Genomic DNA, 16,750 nt, shown 5'->3' on the forward strand with positions numbered 1-16,750 from the left:
GCAACCATGTCCGATCGGCGCACGCCGGACAAGGCTTCCGACGGTCCCGGCTCTCCGGTCAGGCCTTACGTGATGACTGAGGGCCGTGAGGCAACCAACACGGTCCAACTGGACATGATCAGTGTGGTCATCTCGGCCCGCGGCGAGGTGGACGAGCTGTCCTTGGAGCCGGAACAGCTTGCCATCCTCGACCTTTGCCAGCGCCCCTTATCAGTGGCAGAGGTCGCGGCACGCCTCGACATCCCGGTGGCCGTGGTCAAAGTGCTGATGGGAGACCTGATCGCGCGCGGCTACATGCTGGCCCGCGCCCCGTACACGATCCAGCACCCGGTGGTCGGCCGGGACGTCCTTCAGGCGGTACTCGATGGCATCCAACGACTCTGATCGCGGTCCAACACTGCTCCCCGCGGCGCTCAAGGTTCTCATCGCGGGCGGGTTCGGCGCGGGGAAGACCACGATGGTCGGCTCGATTAGTGAGATCACCCCGCTGAGCACCGAGGAGGTGATGACCGAGGCCAGTCTGGGGGTGGACGACCTGTCCGGCGTGGAGAACAAGACGACCACCACGGTGGCGCTGGACTTCGGTCGGATCACCATCAGCCCTGAGCTGGTGTTGTACCTGTTCGGTACCCCGGGTCAGGAGCGGTTCTGGTTTATGTGGAACGAGCTGGCTGCCGGGGCGCTGGGTGCGGTGGTGCTTGCCGACACCCGGCGGTTGGAGACGTGTTTTCCCTCGGTGGACTTCTTCGAACGGCGCGGTATCCCGTTTGTGGTCGCGGTGAACTGCTTCGACGGGGCCGCCGTATACCAGCCGGAGGAGGTCCGCGACGCCCTGAGCCTCGATCCGCAGATCCCCGTGCTGCTGTGTGACGCGCGGGTGCGCGAGTCGTGCAAAGAAGTGCTGATCACGCTGATCCAGCACCTCCAGTCCAGGGCGGCCAGCACGGTGTGATGCTTGGTGGTCGCTGATCGCATCAGCGGCCACCCGCACCCCATCCGTTGCTTTTTTCACATTTTGAGCTGGTTCATACAAGTTTTTTAGGGGTATGAAGAAGGGTTGATGTGCCGCGGGGCTTTGGAACAGCCCCCGGAGACGGTACACAACCGCCCTGGAGACACCCCCCGTGAAACGCTTCGACTGGTATACCGAGATCCACCGGCTTGACGCCGAAGCCGACTGCCGTCGGATCACGGAAATCCTCACCACGCACGAGTTTCCTTGGGACATCGAGCAGGCGTTGAGCCTGGCCCTCTACCGCACCTACGCCGTACCGAGCATCGGGCAACTGCTCGCAGAGACCCGAGAATTCCTCGACCGCACCCAGCGCCGCTCCGACGACACCGCCCTCATCCTCACCGAGATCATGCGGCACGGTTTCGAACCGGGACGGGGGCGCGATGCGCTGCGGCGCATGAACCAGATGCACCGCTCCTACGACATCAGCAACGACGACTACCTCTACGTGCTCAGCACTTTCGTCGTCATGCCGGTGCGCTGGATCAACGACCTGGGCTACGGCTGGCGTCGGCTCACCGAGCACGAGATCACCGCCAACACCAACTACTACCGGCTGCTCGGCAAGCACATGGGGATCAAAGAGATCCCTGAAACCTACGACGAGTTCTACGAGCTGTTCGACTCCTACGAGATCGCCCACTTCGGGTACAGCGAAGGAGGCCGGGCTGTCTCCGATGCCACGCTGCGGCTGATGGTCGATACCGTCCCCCGCTGGCAGCAGCCGGTCTTCCGGAAGTTCACCATGGCTCTGCTGGACGACCGGCTCATCCAAGCGTTCCGCTACGACCCGCCGTCACGGTTCTGGCGCACCGCCGCGCACCTGGCGATGTGGCTGCGGGCCAAGATCGTCCGGTTCATGCCCCCGCGGGTGGAGCCCTACCGCATCGAGAACAACCCGAAGATCAAGAGCTACCCCAACGGCTACGATCCGCGGCGGATCGGCACGTTCCCCAAGGGATGCCCGGTGCCGCACGACATGGTCACCATTGAGATCCCCGAGACGGGTGCCCGCATCCCCGCTCCCGGGCAGGAACTGGCCCCGCAGGGGCAGGACGCGCGCGCATAGTCTGAACCTTATGGCCGGAAGCGGTCGGGCGGCAGACGGCGGTCTTGTGCGACTCTGGTAGGGATGTCCCCAATAGGAAGAGAGCCTATGGTGACCTTTTCTCCCGAACGAGCTGCGGCATCCACCCGTGCAGGAGAGGGCTGCCGCAGACGGAGTCTGCTGCCGGGCTGCCGCCCCGCGTCCTCCAGGGATCGAGCACCGACACCTCAATAGCGTGACTGCTGCTGTGGGGCCTAAGCTGAACCGCGTGAGTGAACAGGTCGTTCCCCCATCCTCCGACAGTCCCCCTCCCCCCGACCGGACCGAGGTGGGTGTAGGTCCGTGGGAAGGTCCCTGGCCCGAAGGCGATCACTACGACCCGGAACTGCTCAAAAACGGCGACCGCCGGAACGTGGTGGACCGGTACCGCTACTGGCGGCGGGAAGCGATCGTCGCTGACCTCGACCGCCGGCGCCACCCATTCCATGTGGCCATCGAAAACTGGGAGCACGACTTCAACATCGGGTCCGTGGTCCGCACCGCGAACGCTTTCGCTGCCCGTGCCGTCCACATTGTGGGGCGCCGCCGCTGGAACCGGCGCGGCGCGATGGTGACCGACCGCTACCAGCACATCCACCACCACCCCGACACGGCTTCCCTGGTGGCATGGGCGGAAGCCCACGACCTTCCGCTGATCGGGATCGACAACCTTCCAGGCTCGGTCCCGTTGGAGACCTATCCCCTGCCCCGCGAATGCGTTCTCGTCTTCGGCCAGGAGGGACCCGGCCTGTCGGAAGAAGTCCGCAAAGTCTGCGTTTCGGTGCTCTCCATCGCCCAGTTCGGCTCCACACGGTCCATCAACGCTGGTGCGGCCGCTGCGGTGGCCATGCACGCTTGGATCCGCGCCCATGTGTTCCACCAGTCCGTGTGACATCCCATCCCCGCGCGGTACTTGACGGCCCCGTGCCGCTGCTCGCCGCGTTCCCTGACGAGGAGAGAGGAGGCCGCGTTCTCTCCCTGGCTTGACGGCCTGGGGCACCACACCGCGCACACCATGATGAGCAGAGTCGCATCGGCCCGCTGGCCGGGTGGATTTCGGTCGTACCAGCGGCACGCGCTGGAAGCGTTGGATGCCCGTTGGGCGTCGGGGGAACGGCGTGCGTGGGTGGTGCTGCCTCCCGGAGCGGGCAAGACTCTCGTCGGATTGGAAGCGGCGCGGCGGCTTGGCCACCGCACGGTGGTGTTCGTCCCCAACACCGCGGTCCAAAACCAGTGGCTCGCCCTGTGGCGGAAGTTCGACCGCCCCGACGGGTGTACTGCGGGAACCCGGCGCTCCCTCGACCACGACGTCACCGTGCTGACCTACCAGTCGCTAGCCGTGTTCGACCCGGATGCGGAGACCGACGAAGAGGGAAATGAACTGCCTCCCCTGGGTCGGCTGCACGGCAACGGCAGCGCCCTGCTCGAAGCCCTGCGTGCGGCGGGGCCGGTCACCGTCATCCTCGACGAGTGCCACCACCTCCTGCAGATGTGGGGGCGGCTGCTCGCCGACGTGCTGCGGGAACTCCCGAACGCCCACGTCCTCGGCCTCACCGGCACCCCGTGGGAGACCCTAACGGACAGTGAGGCCGTACTGGTTCGGCGCATGTTCGGCGCCCCGATCCGCGGGGCTTCCATTCCCGCCCTGGTCCGCGACGGCTACCTCGCCCCCTTCGCGGAACTCGTCTGGATCACCGAACCCACACCCGCCGAACAGGACTACATCGCCGAGCAAGGACTGCGGTTCACGGAACTCTGCACCGACCTGTTCTCCCCCGGTTTTGCCAGCACCGACTTCGTGACCTGGCTGCGCCGCAGGTTCTGCGAGCGTGTCACCGACACGGGGGAGCAGGCGAGCTGGGCGCAACTGGCCGCGCAGGAACCGGAACTCACCGACGCAGCCCTGCGTCTGCACCATGCCGGGCTGTTCATGCTGCCGCCCGGCGCCCGTCTCCTGGAGCGGCACCGCAGCGCCCCCACGGCTGACGACTGGATGGTGCTGATCAGCGACTACGTCCTCAACTGTCTGGCCCCCCACCAGGGCAAAGAGCTCGTCGCCCCGGAGCGGGCCGCCGACGACCGGGACACGCAAGCGTGGGAGCGGATTCGCACCGCGCTGCGGGCGATCGGATACACACTGACCCGGCACGGCATCCGCGGCGGCCGTTCCCCCGTGGACCGGGTGCTGGCTCGGAGCTCCGCGAAATCGCAGAGCACTGTGCAGATCATCGCAGCTGAGTCCGCGTTCTTGGGTTCGCGGCTGCGGGCCCTGGTGCTGTGCGACCACGAACGGGCCAGTGTGCGCCCTTCACCGCGGTTGCGCGACGTGCTCGACGACCAAGCTGGGTCGGCGTGGCTGCAGTTGGAGCTGTTGGCCACAGACGAGCGCACCAGCGCCCTGCATCCCATGCTGGTGACCAACCGCACCGTGGCCGCGGCCCCGGACACCGCGGACGATTTCATCGCGTTCGTCAAGGAGCGCCGCCCCGCCCTCAACTTGACCTGTGTGGATACGGGGTCCCGCGGCTCCCTGGTGCGGATCGAAGGCCGCTGGACGTCCCGGACCTGGGCCCGACTGGTCACCGAATACTTCGAAGAGGGCCGCTGCCAAGTCCTAGTGGGCACGCTCGGACTGCTCGGCGAAGGCTGGGACACTCCCCGGGTCAACACGATCGTGGACTTGACGACCGCCACCACCCCCACCTCGGTGGTTCAAGGGCGCGGCCGTGCGCTGCGCCTTGACCCGGAGTGGCCGGAGAAGACCGCGCACACCTGGACAGTGGTGTGTGTCAGCGACACCCACCCCAAGGGGAGCGCGGACTGGGAGCGGTTCGTCCGCAAGCACGAAGGCTACCTGGGAGCGGCTGCTGACGGGGAAGTGATGAGCGGGGTCGCGCACGTCGACCCGGCGCTCTCCCCGTATGCGCCGCCGCCGGTGGACCAGTTCGCGGACATCAACGAGCGGATGCTGCGGCGCGCCGAAGACCGAGAGGATACCCGGGAGCGGTGGCGGATCGGCTCCCCCTACACGGACGAACTGCTGGCCACGGTCCGGGTCCGGCCGCAGCAGTATCGGGGAGTGCTGGCGCCCCGCCCGGCAGGCCAGTCCCCGCAACCGCCGCCCGCCGTGCCGGGCCGGGCGGGGGTGGACACTGCTGAACAGTTGGCGGTGTCCCCGCTGTGGAAGATCGTGCTGTCTGTTCCCGTGGTCGCGGCCGCGGTCCTGCTGGTGGTGACCGCGTTCGGCCTTCCGCCGTCGGCCGGCCTGGCCGTGGCAGGGGCGGTGGCCGGCGGGGTCTGCGCCTACCGGCTGCTGGCCCGGCGGCCGCGGATCCGGCGGGCCGCCCAGCTTTTCGAGATCGCTTCTGGGGAGCCTGACATTCTCCGGTTCGGTTACGCCATTGCGGATGCGATGCATGCGGCGGGGTATTCCCCGGTGGGCGCGGAAGGCCTGCGGTTGGACATCGACACGGACGGCACGTTCCGGCTCACGTTCACCGGCGCCGGGCCTGCCGAAGCCAAAGCCTTCAGCACGGCCTTGGACGAGGTGATCTCACCGCTGGTAGGCCAGCCCCGCTACATCATCAACCGCTACCGGATCGAGCCTCCCGCCGATGCAGCGCAGGCCCAGCGGATGGGGATGGACTGGCTGCTCGGCAAAGCCCCGGAGAACCCCGCGGTGTTCCACGCGGTGCCGGCACTGCTGGGCCGCGACCGGCGGGGAGTGGAAGCGTTTGCGCGGGCGTGGAACCGGTGGCTGTCCGCCGGGGAGCCCATCTACACCGCGAGCCCGGCGGGGTCCCGGCTGCTGCACACCTACTACGCCACGGACCCGTACCCGTCGGAGACAGAGTCCCGGTTCACCTGGCTGTGAGCTTCCCAGTCGAAGGAGCGGGTCCGCTGCCTTCATGCGGGCGGGCCCGTCCTTCCCCAGGGGAGGGCGGGCCCGCTGTCTGAAGCCGAAGAAAGCCTGTTACAGCTTTCCGGAGGCCAGCGCACTCAACAGGTCGTTGTTGAGCTGGGAGATCGTGTCCAACGGGATGCCCTTCGGGCAGACCGCTGCACATTCGCCGATGTTGGTGCAGCCGCCGAAGCCTTCCTCGTCGTGCTGGTTGACCATCTTCACCACGCGGGAGGCCCGCTCGGGCTGTCCCTGCGGGAGCATGCCCAGGTGGGTGATCTTGGCTGCGGTGAACAGCATCGCCGAGGCGTTGGGGCAGGCCGCCACGCAAGCGCCGCAGCCGATGCAGGTGGCGGCGTCGAACGCGCGGTCCGCGTCAGCCTTGGGCACCGGGACGGAGTGCGCGTCCGGGGCCGTGCCGGTGGGCGCGCTGATGTAACCGCCCGCCTGGATGATGCGGTCGAACGCGCTCCGGTCGACCACCAGGTCCTTGATCACCGGGAACGCCTTGGCCCGCCACGGCTCGACCTCGATGACGTCGCCGTCCTTGAAACTGCGCATGTGCAGCTGGCAGGTGGTCGTCACTTCGGGGCCGTGGGCGACACCGTTGATCACCACGCCGCACGCGCCGCAGATGCCTTCCCGGCAGTCGTGGTCGAACGCGATCGGGTCCTCGCCCTGGAGCGTGAGCTTCTCGTTGAGGACGTCGAGCATCTCCAGGAAGGACATGTTCTCGTTGACGTCATCGAGCTCGTAGGTGACCATCCGGCCTTCGTCGTCCCTGCTCTTCTGACGCCACACACGCAGGGTGATTCTCACTTGTAGCTCCGCTGCTTCATCTCGACGTACTCGTATTCCAGGGCTTCCTTGTGCAGCACGGGCGGTTCACCCACGCCGGTGAACTCCCACGCTGCGACATAGGCGAACTCGTCGTCATGACGCAGCGCCTCGCCGTCTTCGGTCTGGCTTTCGGCGCGGAAGTGGCCACCGCAGGACTCGCGGCGGTGCAGCGCGTCGATGCACATCAGTTCCGCCAGTTCCATGAAGTCGGCGACTCGGTGAGCCCGCTCCAGGGTCTGGTTGAGTTCTTCGTTGACGCCGGTGACCTTGACGTCACGCCAGAACTCGTCCCGCAGCTCGCGGATGAGCGTGATCGCCTTGCGCAGCCCTTCCTCCGTGCGCTCCATACCGCAGTAGTCCCACATGATCTTGCCGAGCTCGCGGTGGAAGGAGTCCACGGTGCGGCTGCCGTTGATGGACAGCAGCTTCTCGAGGCGGGCGCGCACGCCCTCGACTGCCTCCTTGACCTCCGGGTGGTTCTCGTCGATCTTCTCGAAGGGTCCGTCGGCCAGGTAGTCGTTGATGGTGTTGGGCAGCACGAAGTAGCCGTCGGCCAGGCCCTGCATGAGCGCGCTGGCGCCCAGCCGGTTGGCGCCGTGATCGGAGAAGTTGGCCTCACCGATCACGAACAGGCCGGGGATGGTGCTCTGCAGGTCGTAGTCGACCCACAGTCCGCCCATGGTGTAGTGCACCGCCGGGTAGATCCGCATGGGGACCTCGTACGGGTTCTCCCCGGTGATGCGCTCGTACATGTCGAACAGGTTGCCGTACTTGGCTTCGACCGCGTCGCGCCCCATCCGCTTGATGGCGTCAGCGAAGTCCAGGTAGACGCCCAGGCCGCCGGGGCCGACCCCGCGTCCTTCGTCGCAGACCCGCTTGGCGGCCCGCGAAGCGATGTCGCGCGGCACCAGGTTGCCGAAGGCCGGGTACATGCGCTCCAGGTAGTAGTCGCGCTCCTCTTCGGGGATGTCCCGCGGGTCGCGCGTGTCACCCTTCTTCTTCGGCACCCAGATCCGGCCGTCGTTGCGGAGCGACTCGCTCATCAGGGTCAGCTTGGACTGGTAGGTGCCGCTGACCGGGATGCACGTCGGGTGGATCTGCGTGAAGCAGGGGTTGGCGAAGAACGCGCCCTTGCGGTGGGCCCGCCAGATCGCCGTGACGTTGCTGCCCATCGCGTTGGTGGACAGGAAGAACACGTTGCCGTAGCCACCGGTGGCGAGGACGACCGCGTCCGCGAAGTGGGTCTCGATCTCACCGGTGACCATGTCGCGCACGATGATGCCGCGCGCCCGGCCGTCGACGACGATGAGGTCCAGCATCTCGTGGCGGGTGTACATCTCCACCGTGCCCGCCGCGACCTGCCGTTCCAGCGCCTGGTAGGCACCGAGCAGCAGCTGCTGCCCCGTCTGGCCGCGGGCGTAGAAGGTGCGGGAGACCTGCACACCGCCGAAGGAGCGGTTGTCGAGCAGACCGCCGTATTCGCGGGCGAAAGGCACGCCCTGGGCCACGCACTGGTCGATGATCTCGACGCTGACCTGGGCCAGCCGGTAGACGTTGGATTCGCGGGCCCGGTAGTCGCCGCCTTTGACGGTGTCGTAGAACAGCCGGTAGATGCTGTCCCCGTCGTTGCGGTAGTTCTTCGCCGCGTTGATGCCGCCCTGCGCGGCAATGCTGTGCGCGCGCCGCGGGCTGTCCTGGTAGCAGAACGACTTGATGTTGTACCCGGCCTCGCCCAGGGTGGCCGCCGCGGAGGCGCCAGCCAGACCGGTACCCACGATGATGATCGAGAGCTTGCGCCGGTTCGCTGGGTTCACCAGTCGTGCGGAGAAGCGGCGCTTGTCCCAGCGCTCCGCGATCGGCCCGTCCGGGGCCTTCTCGTCGCGGATCGGAGCGCCCTCGGTGTAAAGCTCGGTCATCTAGCCCACCAGCCCAAAGAGAACGGAGAACGGGGGAATGAGGAACCCGACCGTGATGGCCACGGCGACGGCAGTCGCAACGGCGTTGATGGCACGCTGACGCCGCGCCTTGTTCTTACCGAGGGTCTGCACTGCGCTCCACAGCCCGTGCCGCAGGTGGAAGCCGACCGCCAGCATCGAGATGAAGTAGGTCAGCACCACCCACCAGATCTGGAAGCCGTTGACGACCCGCTCGTACGGGCTGTCGGAGGCCCCACCCGGAGCAATGTGGTTGGTGGTGAGGTGGAGCAGGTGGTAGAGCACGAAAAGCGCGATGACCACGCCGCCCCAGCGCATGGTGAAGGACGCGTAGGTGCGCTGCACTCCGGTCCGGTTCTTCTTGCTGTGGTAGCGCCGTGATCCCTTGCCTGCGGTCGCCTGCCGCGCCCGGTTCCACAGGGTGAAGGCCGCGTACATGTGGATGAGGACGCTCGCCAGGAGGACGACGCGCATAATCCACAGGAAGCCGTTGGTCGGGAGCATCGGAGCGCCGAGCACTCTCAGGTGGTGGGAGTACTCGTCGAAGGCCTCCTGCCCCCCGAAGATCATCAGGTTGCCGTACATGTGCGCGATCAGGAACAGCACCAGGATCGCACCGGTGATCGCCATCGCGGCCTTGAGCGCCACCGTCGATCTGAATGCTGCCGATCGCTGCTTCGTCAGGGTACTGTTCGCCACGTTGTGAACTTTAGATCTTTCTTAACAGGTTCGTCTAAGTCATCAGAACGCTCGTGACCATAGCTTTAGGCTATGGACTATGCAGCTCCAGCAATTGGCCTACTTCCTCGCAGTGGCCGAAACCCGACATTTCACCCGGGCAGCTGAGCTTTCCCGAGTCGCGCAACCCAGTCTGAGCAAGCAGATCAAGGCCCTCGAAGAAGAACTCGGCGCGCCGCTCTTCGTGCGCGCCCGGGGAAATATCACACTCACTCCGGCGGGAGAAATCCTGCTGCCGCTCGCCCAGCGCATCCTCGCCGACGTGGAGACGGCACGCCGGGAGATCCAGGAACTCGCGGGCATGCGCCGCGGCTGGGTGCGCCTCGGCGCCACCCCGTCCCTGTGCGCTGGGCTGCTCGCCGACGCCCTCGTCCGATTCCACGAACGCTACCCGGGAATCGAACTGCACGTGGAAGAGGGCGGCTCCCGCGACCTCATCCGCGCCCTCGGCGGTGGCGAACTCGACCTCGCCCTGATCATCCTGCCCCTGCACAGCAGCGATCCGGCGTTCGTGACCGTGCCGATCCTGCGGGAGAGTCTGGTCGTCGCCAGCCCGATATCTCAGCCCCCGCCCACCAACGGCGGGGCAATGCGGATCACCGACCTGCGGGACCAGCCACTGGTGATGTTCCGGCGCGGCTACGACGTGCGGGAGACGACACTCAGCGCCTGCCGGGCCGCGGGCTTCGAACCCCGCCTGGCCGTGGAAGGCGGTGAGATGGACGCGGTGCTGCGGTTCGTCGAAGCCGGCCTGGGGCTGGCGGTCGTGCCCAGCATGGTGCTGCGGAACCGTCCCGGACTGCGCGGCACCCCGCTCGCCGAGCCGCGACTACTCCGCACCATCGCGCTCGCCCACCGCAAAGACGTCGCCCTCTCCCGGACCGCGCGGGCCTTCTGGCGGGTGCTCATGTCCTACCTCGGCACCCTCACCAAAGCCGAGCTCGGCGAAGACCTCGAAGTCATCGCCCCAACCGAGAAACTCAAGCGGATCTGAGGCGTGTGCGGTCAGAGCAGCGCACTCTGTCGCGGCGGCTCCCACTCCACCAGGGAGTCCAGGTAGCGCTGCGCCACCTGGTGGGCGGCGAACGCGCCCACCGCTCTGATCCCGGCATCGCGGAACCGGACCAGGGCTGGGGAGGCGGTCCGGGCCATCTCCGCGAACTGCGCGACCCGCTGCACGACCCGGCTGGTCCGTTGGATCCGGTCGTCGGTGTAGGAGGTCAACGCGGTCGGCAGGTAGGCGGCGGAGCCGCTAGCGCGGTGGGCGAGCACGACAGCGTCCTCCATGGCCAGGCAGACGCCCAGGTCCAGGTTGGGCGGGGCGGCGTGGGCGGCGTCCCCGACCAGCGCCACCCGGCCGCTGTGGTAGGCAGGCAGCGGATCGTCGGCCACCCAGGCGTCTGCGCGGACCACTGCCTGGGCGGGGACAGCGCGGACCAGTGCGGGAATGGGGTCGTGCCAGGAGCCGAACAGCCGCAAGAGTTCGGCCCGCTCGTCGGCGGACCGCTGACCCGCGGGTGCGGTGGCCGTGGCATAGCAGTAGGCCCGGCCGTCGGGCAGGGGCAGCACCCCGAAGGACGCGCCGCTGCCCCACGTCTCCCCTGCCGGGACGGCGTGCACCGGGGCGGGGGCGAGGAACCGCCACGTCGTGAAGCCCGCATACGTCGGTTCCGGGTGGCGGGGGAACAGCAGGGCGCGCATCCTGGAGTGGACACCGTCGGCCGCGACAACGAGGTCTGCGGCCAGGTCGCCCGCCGTGGTGCGAACATGGGCCCGCTGGTGGATGTCCCCCACGTGGAGCTCGGTCACCGTCACACCCACGTGGATCGCCCCGGCCGGCAGCCGGGCGGCGAGGAGTCGGAGCAGGGCGGAGCGGCTGACCACAGCGACCGCTGCCCCGTACCTGCGGGTCAACCGCTCCTGTTCCAGGCGCAGCAGGACACGGCCGTCGGCGCGGCGCAGTTCCACCGTAGGCGGCCAGGCTGCGGCCGCGTGGAAGGCTTCACCGACGCCGAGGGCGCGCAGTACGCGTAGCCCGTTGGGGAGGATCCCCAGGCCGGTGTCGACGGCTCCTGGAGATGTGGACGGTTCGCAGACGGTGACAGCCCATCCCCTGTCGTGGAGGGCGACCGCGGCGGTGAGCCCGCCGACACCGCCACCGATGATGACCGCGTGAGGCTGCGCCATGGAAGGTCCTTATCGTTCGCCCGACGGACATCGCCGCTCGAGCACCGGAAACCGGGAAGGCGTCGTGTGCCCCTCAGATTACGGTTGGAAACGCGAGAAAACCATGCGGTCAAGGGAATGCGACGTTTGCTGGTTTTCTTCTGTGCCGCACGGGCTGCCGCCTTCCCCGCAGCTAGGGCGTCTGCAGCCGCGCTCAGCGGCGCTTGCGGTGGGCCAGGATGCGGGCCCGCTCCTTCTGGTCGAGGATGACTTTGCGGATGCGGACCGCCTCCGGGGTGACCTCCACGCATTCGTCCTCGCGGCAGAACTCCAACGCCTCCTCCAAGGAGAGCTTGCGCGGCGGGGAGAGGCGTTCGAGCTCCTCGGCGGTGGAGGAGCGCACGTTGCTGACCTTGCGCTCCTTGGTGATGTTGACGTCGATGTCGTCGGCACGGGAGTTCTCGCCGACCACCATGCCCTCGTAGACCTCGGTGCCCGGCTCCACGAAAAGCGTGCCTCGCTCCTGCAGGCCGAACATGGCATAGGCGGTGGCTTTGCCGCTGCGGTCGGCGACCAGCGATCCAGTGGCGCGCGTGCGGAGCTCGCCGAACCACGGCGCATAACCGTCGAAGACGTGGTGGGCGATACCGGTGCCGCGCGTCTCGGTGAGGAACTCGGTGCGGAAGCCGATGAGGCCGCGCGACGGCACCGTCCAGTCCATGCGGACCCATCCGGTGCCATGGTTGGTCATGGTCTCCATGCGGCCCTTGCGGATGTTGAGGAGCTGGGTGACGGCGCCCAGGTACTCCTCGGGGATGTCCACGGTGAGGCGCTCCACAGGCTCGTGGACCTGGCCGTCGATGACCTTGGTGACGACCTGCGGTTTGCCCACGGTCAGCTCGTAGCCTTCACGGCGCATCTGCTCGACGAGGATGGCCAGCGCCAGCTCCCCGCGCCCCTGCACCTCCCACGTGTCAGGCCGGTCGGTGGGCAGGACGCGCAGGCTGACGTTGCCGACGAGTTCCCGGTCGAGACGTTCTTTGACGAGGCGGGCGGTGACCTTCGCGCCTTTGACCCGGCCCACGAGCGGCGACGTGTTCGTGCCGATCGTCATGGAGATCGCTGGCTCGTCCACGGTGATCGGCGGCAGCGGCCGGGGATCCGCCGGGTCGGCCAGGGTCTCCCCGATCATGATGTCGGGGATACCGGCGATCGCAATGATGTCGCCAGGCCCGGCTTTCTCCGCGGGCTTGCGGTCCAACGCCTCGGTCAGGAACAGTTCGGTGACTTTGACGTGCTCGATGCTGCCGTCGGTGCGGATCCAGGCGACCTGCTGGCCTTTGCGGATCTCTCCCTGGTGGACGCGGCACAGGGCGAGCCGGCCCAGGAACGGGGACGCGTCCAGGTTCGTGACGTGGGCTTGGAGGGGTGCGCCCGGGGTGTAGGCGGGGGCGGGAATCGTGTCGAGGATGGTGGTGAACAGCGGTTCCAGAGTGTCGCTGTCGGGGAGGCTGCCGTCGGCGGGGCGGGTGAGGGAGGCCCGGCCTTCGCGGGCGCACGCGTAGACGATGGGGAAGTCGATCTGCTCCTCGGTGGCGTCCAGGTCGAGGAAGAGCTCGTAGGTGTCGTCCACCACCTCGGCGATCCGGCTGTCCGGGCGGTCCACCTTGTTGATGACGAGGATCACCGGGAGCTGGGCAGCCAGGGCTTTGCGCAGCACGAACCGCGTCTGCGGGAGAGGCCCTTCGCTGGCGTCGACAAGCAGCAGCACACCGTCCACCATGGACAGCCCGCGCTCCACTTCCCCGCCGAAGTCGGCGTGGCCAGGGGTGTCGACGATGTTGATGACGATGTTCTCGCCGGCGGGCGTGGTGTAGCGGACCGCGGTGTTCTTGGCGAGGATGGTGATGCCCTTCTCGCGTTCCAGATCACCGGAGTCCATGACCCGCTCGTCGACGTCCTGGTTGGCGCGGAACGCCCCGGACTGCCAGAGCATGGCGTCCACGAGGGTGGTTTTGCCGTGGTCGACGTGCGCGACGATGGCGATGTTGCGCAGGTCGGTGCGGCGGGCCGTGTTGTGGGCGGTGGTGGCGGTAGGCATGCGAAAGTCTCGATCGTGTTGTGGGAAAACAGAGGGGGCACCGCGACTTCCGCGGCCTCCCGCCATTTTATGCGCCGCTCACCCCCTGCCGTGATGACGGGCTGGTCACACGGGGTGCGCTCTTTGGTCACTTGTCGAGCAGGGAGCTGGAGACGCTGTGCGGCGCCAAAACGTTCCGGACATCGTCGAGGAACGGTGCGTCGGTGGGCAGCCAGTCCACGTCGTCGAGGGTCTCCGGGGTCAGCCAGCGCAGCGCCAGGTGCTCCACGAGGCGGGGTTCGCCGCGAAGGAGTTCTGCGGTCCACAGGCGCAGGACCGCGCGAGGGCTGCCGGGGCGTGTAGGAAAGTCGACTTCGCGGGGCAGCCGTTCCAACGGCCGGACGTCGACATCCAGTTCTTCCCGGCACTCGCGGATCAGCGCCTCTTCCTCGCTCTCACCGGGGTCAACCTTGCCGCCGGGGAACTCCCATCCGCCCCGCATGCTCTCGGGTTCTGCACGTTGCGCGGCGAGGACTGCGTCGTCCCGGATGATCGCGGCGCCGACAACGATGAGGACTTCTCCGTCTGCCATGGGCTGACCCTACCGTTGCGGGGCAGTAGCGCGGTCCGCGTCAGCCGGTTCCGGGGTAGCGGACGCGTCGGGTCGGCGCGTGACACGGGCCATGATCGGCTGCTCCACCCAGTAGTAGGTGGCGGCCGCGAGCAGGATGGTGCCCGCGGCCACGGGGACGAGGTCGAGCGGGAAGAAACCGGTGAATGCTTCCTGGTTCGTCACGTCGCGCCACAGGTAGAGCACAACGAACTGCCACAGGAAGATGCCGTAGGAGACCCGGCCCAGGAAGCGCATGGTCCGATGCTCCAGGAAGGTGCGCAACCAGGAGGGTCGGGCAGTCGGCTCTTGGGGAAGCAGCGCGAGCGGGGCGATCAGAAAGAACGCGAAAACCATGGTGACCAGGAGTTCGGCCACCCCCGCCCAGAAGTCCTCCGCTCCGCGGAACCGGTCGCCAGTCAGCGGAGTGCATCCCAGCAGGTAGGCGGCTGCGGCAACACTCCAGCACAGTCCAGGAGAGGCTGCGAGCGTCTGGCAGAACCGGCGTACCGGTCCGGCCGCGTCACGCTCCCACCACGCCCACCGGGCCAGGACCGCAAGCGCCATACCGACAGCGAACAAGCCGAGGGCACGTGGGGGCCAGGCGTGCAGGTGGAGGCGCGGTTCCGGGAAGAACTGGATGACGAGCGCGGCCAGGCTGAGCACGGGAAGCACGGCAACCCCGGTGAGCAGGATCCGAGCCCGCCCTTCCGGATCGCTTCCGCGTGCGGCCAACATCGCCAGTCCCACGGCCAGCAGGGGAAGCAGCACGTAGAAAGCGACTTCGACGCACAGGCTCCACATCTGGCCTAGCCCGCGCGGCCCAGTGCCGGTCCACCACGGAGCAGGGTCGTAGATGAACGTCAAGGTCAGGATTTCCAGCCAGGCACGCGGTGTCCCTAAGTGTTCGCGTGACCACAGCAGGAGGGCCACCACAGCGACCAGCCAGTAGGCGGGAAGGATCCGCGCTGCCCGCCGCCGCAGGTAGCTGCGGACTGACGGGCCGGGTTCGCCGTCGATCGCCGCGTTGGCCCAGGGCCGGTAGAGCAGCAGCCCGGAAAGCGCGAAGAACAGCGGCACCGCCATATCGCCTCCGGCGAGGAGTGCGCCGCCTACCCCTGGGGCGAGCGCATCCCCCGTCTCCATAGCGACGTGGAAGAGCAACACCAGAAGCGCCGCGAGCGCCCGCATGCCTTCAAGAGCGGGCTGGTGCCCGCTGACCTGAGGAAGTGCTGTGTTGGCCGAACGGGAGAGGGCTGTGGTCACGTTTCTCTCCCAACCAGAAACAGAATCGGATTACAAAAATTCGGTCACATAGGGGTGACTCATATCACTAAGAGTCCATACGATACCCAAAACTTCATCAAACCCTCCCCAAACCCCCAGGCCCCGTCAGGAGGAGCCATGCGTCGTACCGTGGCCACCGTGGGCGTCGCCTTCGGGGTCTTCTGCCTTGTGCTTGCCCCCCTGCTGCGCTATTGGGTGGCCAGCGCATTCATGAAGACTCCGTTGGACTATTACGCGCAGACGGTCAACCGCAGCGAAGACGCGACCTACTTCAACGTCGAAGAGATGAAGGTGATCGAGGGGGCGACCGTCGAAGCGCACACCACCCTCAAGGCGGACGTGCGCGCCAGCGACGACGACATCGTCGTCTGGGACGAGTTCCGCTGGGTGAAAGACGTCGACCGCGACTTCGCCTTCCTCTCCACCACTCGGCACACCGCGCACGACCGGGTCACCGGCGAAGCGGTGGACTGCTGTGGTTCCTCGGTCAACGAGGAATCCGTCCCGCAGAGCGGCCAGGCATTCAAGTGGCCGTTCCTCGTCGAACAGCGCGACTACGAATTCTTCGACTCCACCGTCCGCGAAGCCCTGCCCATCAGGTTCGAAGGAGTCGAAGAGGTAGACGGCCACCCCGGTGTGGAGGCCTACAAGTTCGTCCAAGAGGTCGAACCGACCGTGGTCGAAACCCGCGAGCTGCCCCGCAGCCTGCTCGGCCTCGACGGGGAAGGCGACGTCACCGCCGACATCGTCTACTCCAATACCCGCACCTACTGGGTCGACCCGATCACCGGCTCCCCGCTCGACCTCCGTGAGGAGCAGCGCCGTGTCGCAGTCGTCGACGGTGAGGAACGGCTCGTCATGTTCGACGCCACGATGGACTTCACCGACGAGACCGTTGCTGAACGGGTCGCGGCTGCCGCCGACGGCGACAAGATCATCCTCATCCGCACCACCCTGCCGATCGTGCTGCTCGCAGTGGGCGCCGTGGTCCTCGTGATCGGTCTGGCGCTCTCCCTGTCCCGCACCAGAACCCCTGCCCACGCCCGCGCTTGACGTGCTGTCGACGAGCGGCCCCGCGTTCCGCCCGCACCC

At 67.4% G+C, this 16,750-nt stretch carries 14 protein-coding genes; 7 read left to right on the top strand and 7 right to left on the bottom strand.

The window, feature by feature from the left end; genetic code table 11:
* Positions 1–6: 6 nt before the first annotated feature.
* The 5 genes from TFU_RS12160 to TFU_RS12180 all read left to right on the top strand — a co-directional run bounded on the left by TFU_RS12160 (position 7) and on the right by TFU_RS12180 (position 5,976).
* Positions 7–384: a DUF742 domain-containing protein gene (locus TFU_RS12160; RefSeq protein ID WP_011292869.1), complete on the top strand. Its 378-nt coding sequence runs from the start codon at positions 7–9 to the stop codon at positions 382–384.
* Entirely contained in the window at positions 365–952 is a 588-nt protein-coding gene (locus tag TFU_RS12165; protein ID WP_011292870.1) for a GTP-binding protein, read from the top strand. The genes TFU_RS12160 and TFU_RS12165 overlap by 20 nt, the downstream gene beginning before the upstream one ends.
* Before the next feature lie 172 nt (positions 953–1,124).
* Positions 1,125–2,084: an oxygenase MpaB family protein gene (locus TFU_RS12170; protein ID WP_011292871.1), complete on the top strand. Its 960-nt coding sequence runs from the start codon at positions 1,125–1,127 to the stop codon at positions 2,082–2,084.
* 247 nt (positions 2,085–2,331) lie between these two features.
* Positions 2,332–2,994 carry a TrmH family RNA methyltransferase gene (locus TFU_RS12175; protein ID WP_016189143.1) on the top strand — a complete coding sequence of 221 codons (663 nt, stop codon included), beginning with the start codon at positions 2,332–2,334 and terminating at the stop codon, positions 2,992–2,994.
* 126 nt (positions 2,995–3,120) lie between these two features.
* Positions 3,121–5,976, top strand: coding sequence for a DEAD/DEAH box helicase family protein (locus tag TFU_RS12180; protein WP_049755062.1), 2,856 nt, complete (start codon positions 3,121–3,123; stop codon positions 5,974–5,976).
* Between the two features lie 99 nt (positions 5,977–6,075).
* On the opposite strand, the gene TFU_RS12185 is transcribed toward TFU_RS12180, so the two are convergent.
* Genes TFU_RS12185 through TFU_RS12195 form a run of 3 tightly spaced genes read right to left on the bottom strand, consistent with a single transcriptional unit; the run spans position 6,076 to position 9,476 of the window.
* Positions 6,076–6,822, bottom strand: a complete 747-nt coding sequence (locus tag TFU_RS12185; protein WP_011292874.1) for a succinate dehydrogenase/fumarate reductase iron-sulfur subunit — start codon at positions 6,820–6,822, stop codon at positions 6,076–6,078.
* On the bottom strand, positions 6,819–8,759 hold the full coding sequence (locus TFU_RS12190; RefSeq protein ID WP_011292875.1) for a fumarate reductase/succinate dehydrogenase flavoprotein subunit: 1,941 nt from the start codon (positions 8,757–8,759) through the stop codon (positions 6,819–6,821). Before TFU_RS12190 ends, TFU_RS12185 begins: the two co-directional genes overlap by 4 nt.
* Positions 8,760–9,476, bottom strand: coding sequence for a succinate dehydrogenase cytochrome b subunit (locus tag TFU_RS12195; protein WP_011292876.1), 717 nt, complete (start codon positions 9,474–9,476; stop codon positions 8,760–8,762).
* Positions 9,477–9,555: 79 nt separating this feature from the next.
* On the opposite strand from TFU_RS12195, the gene TFU_RS12200 reads away from it, so the two are divergent.
* The gene (locus tag TFU_RS12200; RefSeq protein WP_011292877.1) at positions 9,556–10,509 is read left to right on the top strand and encodes a LysR family transcriptional regulator; all 954 of its coding nucleotides are present in this window, start codon (positions 9,556–9,558) and stop codon (positions 10,507–10,509) included.
* An 11-nt stretch (positions 10,510–10,520) separates the two neighbouring features.
* Here TFU_RS12200 and TFU_RS12205 read toward each other — a convergent pair whose 3' ends face one another.
* From TFU_RS12205 to TFU_RS12220, 4 genes are all read right to left on the bottom strand, one after another.
* Positions 10,521–11,702 carry an FAD-dependent monooxygenase gene (locus TFU_RS12205; protein WP_011292878.1) on the bottom strand — a complete coding sequence of 394 codons (1,182 nt, stop codon included), beginning with the start codon at positions 11,700–11,702 and terminating at the stop codon, positions 10,521–10,523.
* A 193-nt stretch (positions 11,703–11,895) separates the two neighbouring features.
* A complete protein-coding gene (gene typA, locus TFU_RS12210; protein WP_016189147.1) occupies positions 11,896–13,782 on the bottom strand; it encodes a translational GTPase TypA in 1,887 nt (628 codons plus the stop codon).
* A gap of 127 nt (positions 13,783–13,909) precedes the next feature.
* Positions 13,910–14,353: a (deoxy)nucleoside triphosphate pyrophosphohydrolase gene (locus TFU_RS12215; protein WP_011292880.1), complete on the bottom strand. Its 444-nt coding sequence runs from the start codon at positions 14,351–14,353 to the stop codon at positions 13,910–13,912.
* Between the two features lie 9 nt (positions 14,354–14,362).
* Positions 14,363–15,637, bottom strand: a complete 1,275-nt coding sequence (locus tag TFU_RS12220) for an acyltransferase family protein (RefSeq protein WP_011292881.1) — start codon at positions 15,635–15,637, stop codon at positions 14,363–14,365.
* Between the two features lie 138 nt (positions 15,638–15,775).
* On the opposite strand from TFU_RS12220, the gene TFU_RS12225 reads away from it, so the two are divergent.
* On the top strand, positions 15,776–16,711 hold the full coding sequence (locus TFU_RS12225; RefSeq protein ID WP_011292882.1) for a DUF3068 domain-containing protein: 936 nt from the start codon (positions 15,776–15,778) through the stop codon (positions 16,709–16,711).
* The last annotated feature ends 39 nt before the right edge of the window (positions 16,712–16,750 follow it).

Source organism: Thermobifida fusca YX (genome assembly GCF_000012405.1).
GTDB classification, from domain to species: domain Bacteria; phylum Actinomycetota; class Actinomycetes; order Streptosporangiales; family Streptosporangiaceae; genus Thermobifida; species Thermobifida fusca.

Coding starts and splice junctions, on each gene's coding strand:
- TFU_RS12160 (WP_011292869.1), top strand. CDS start 7: ATGTCCGATCGGCGCACGCCGGACAAGGCTTCCGACGGTCCCGGCTCT.
- TFU_RS12165 (WP_011292870.1), top strand. CDS start 365: ATGGCATCCAACGACTCTGATCGCGGTCCAACACTGCTCCCCGCGGCG.
- TFU_RS12180 (WP_049755062.1), top strand. CDS start 3,121: ATGAGCAGAGTCGCATCGGCCCGCTGGCCGGGTGGATTTCGGTCGTAC.
- TFU_RS12190 (WP_011292875.1), bottom strand. CDS start 8,759: ATGACCGAGCTTTACACCGAGGGCGCTCCGATCCGCGACGAGAAGGCC.
- TFU_RS12200 (WP_011292877.1), top strand. CDS start 9,556: ATGCAGCTCCAGCAATTGGCCTACTTCCTCGCAGTGGCCGAAACCCGA.
- TFU_RS12205 (WP_011292878.1), bottom strand. CDS start 11,702: ATGGCGCAGCCTCACGCGGTCATCATCGGTGGCGGTGTCGGCGGGCTC.
- typA (WP_016189147.1), bottom strand. CDS start 13,782: ATGCCTACCGCCACCACCGCCCACAACACGGCCCGCCGCACCGACCTG.
- TFU_RS12215 (WP_011292880.1), bottom strand. CDS start 14,353: ATGGCAGACGGAGAAGTCCTCATCGTTGTCGGCGCCGCGATCATCCGG.
- TFU_RS12225 (WP_011292882.1), top strand. CDS start 15,776: ATGCGTCGTACCGTGGCCACCGTGGGCGTCGCCTTCGGGGTCTTCTGC.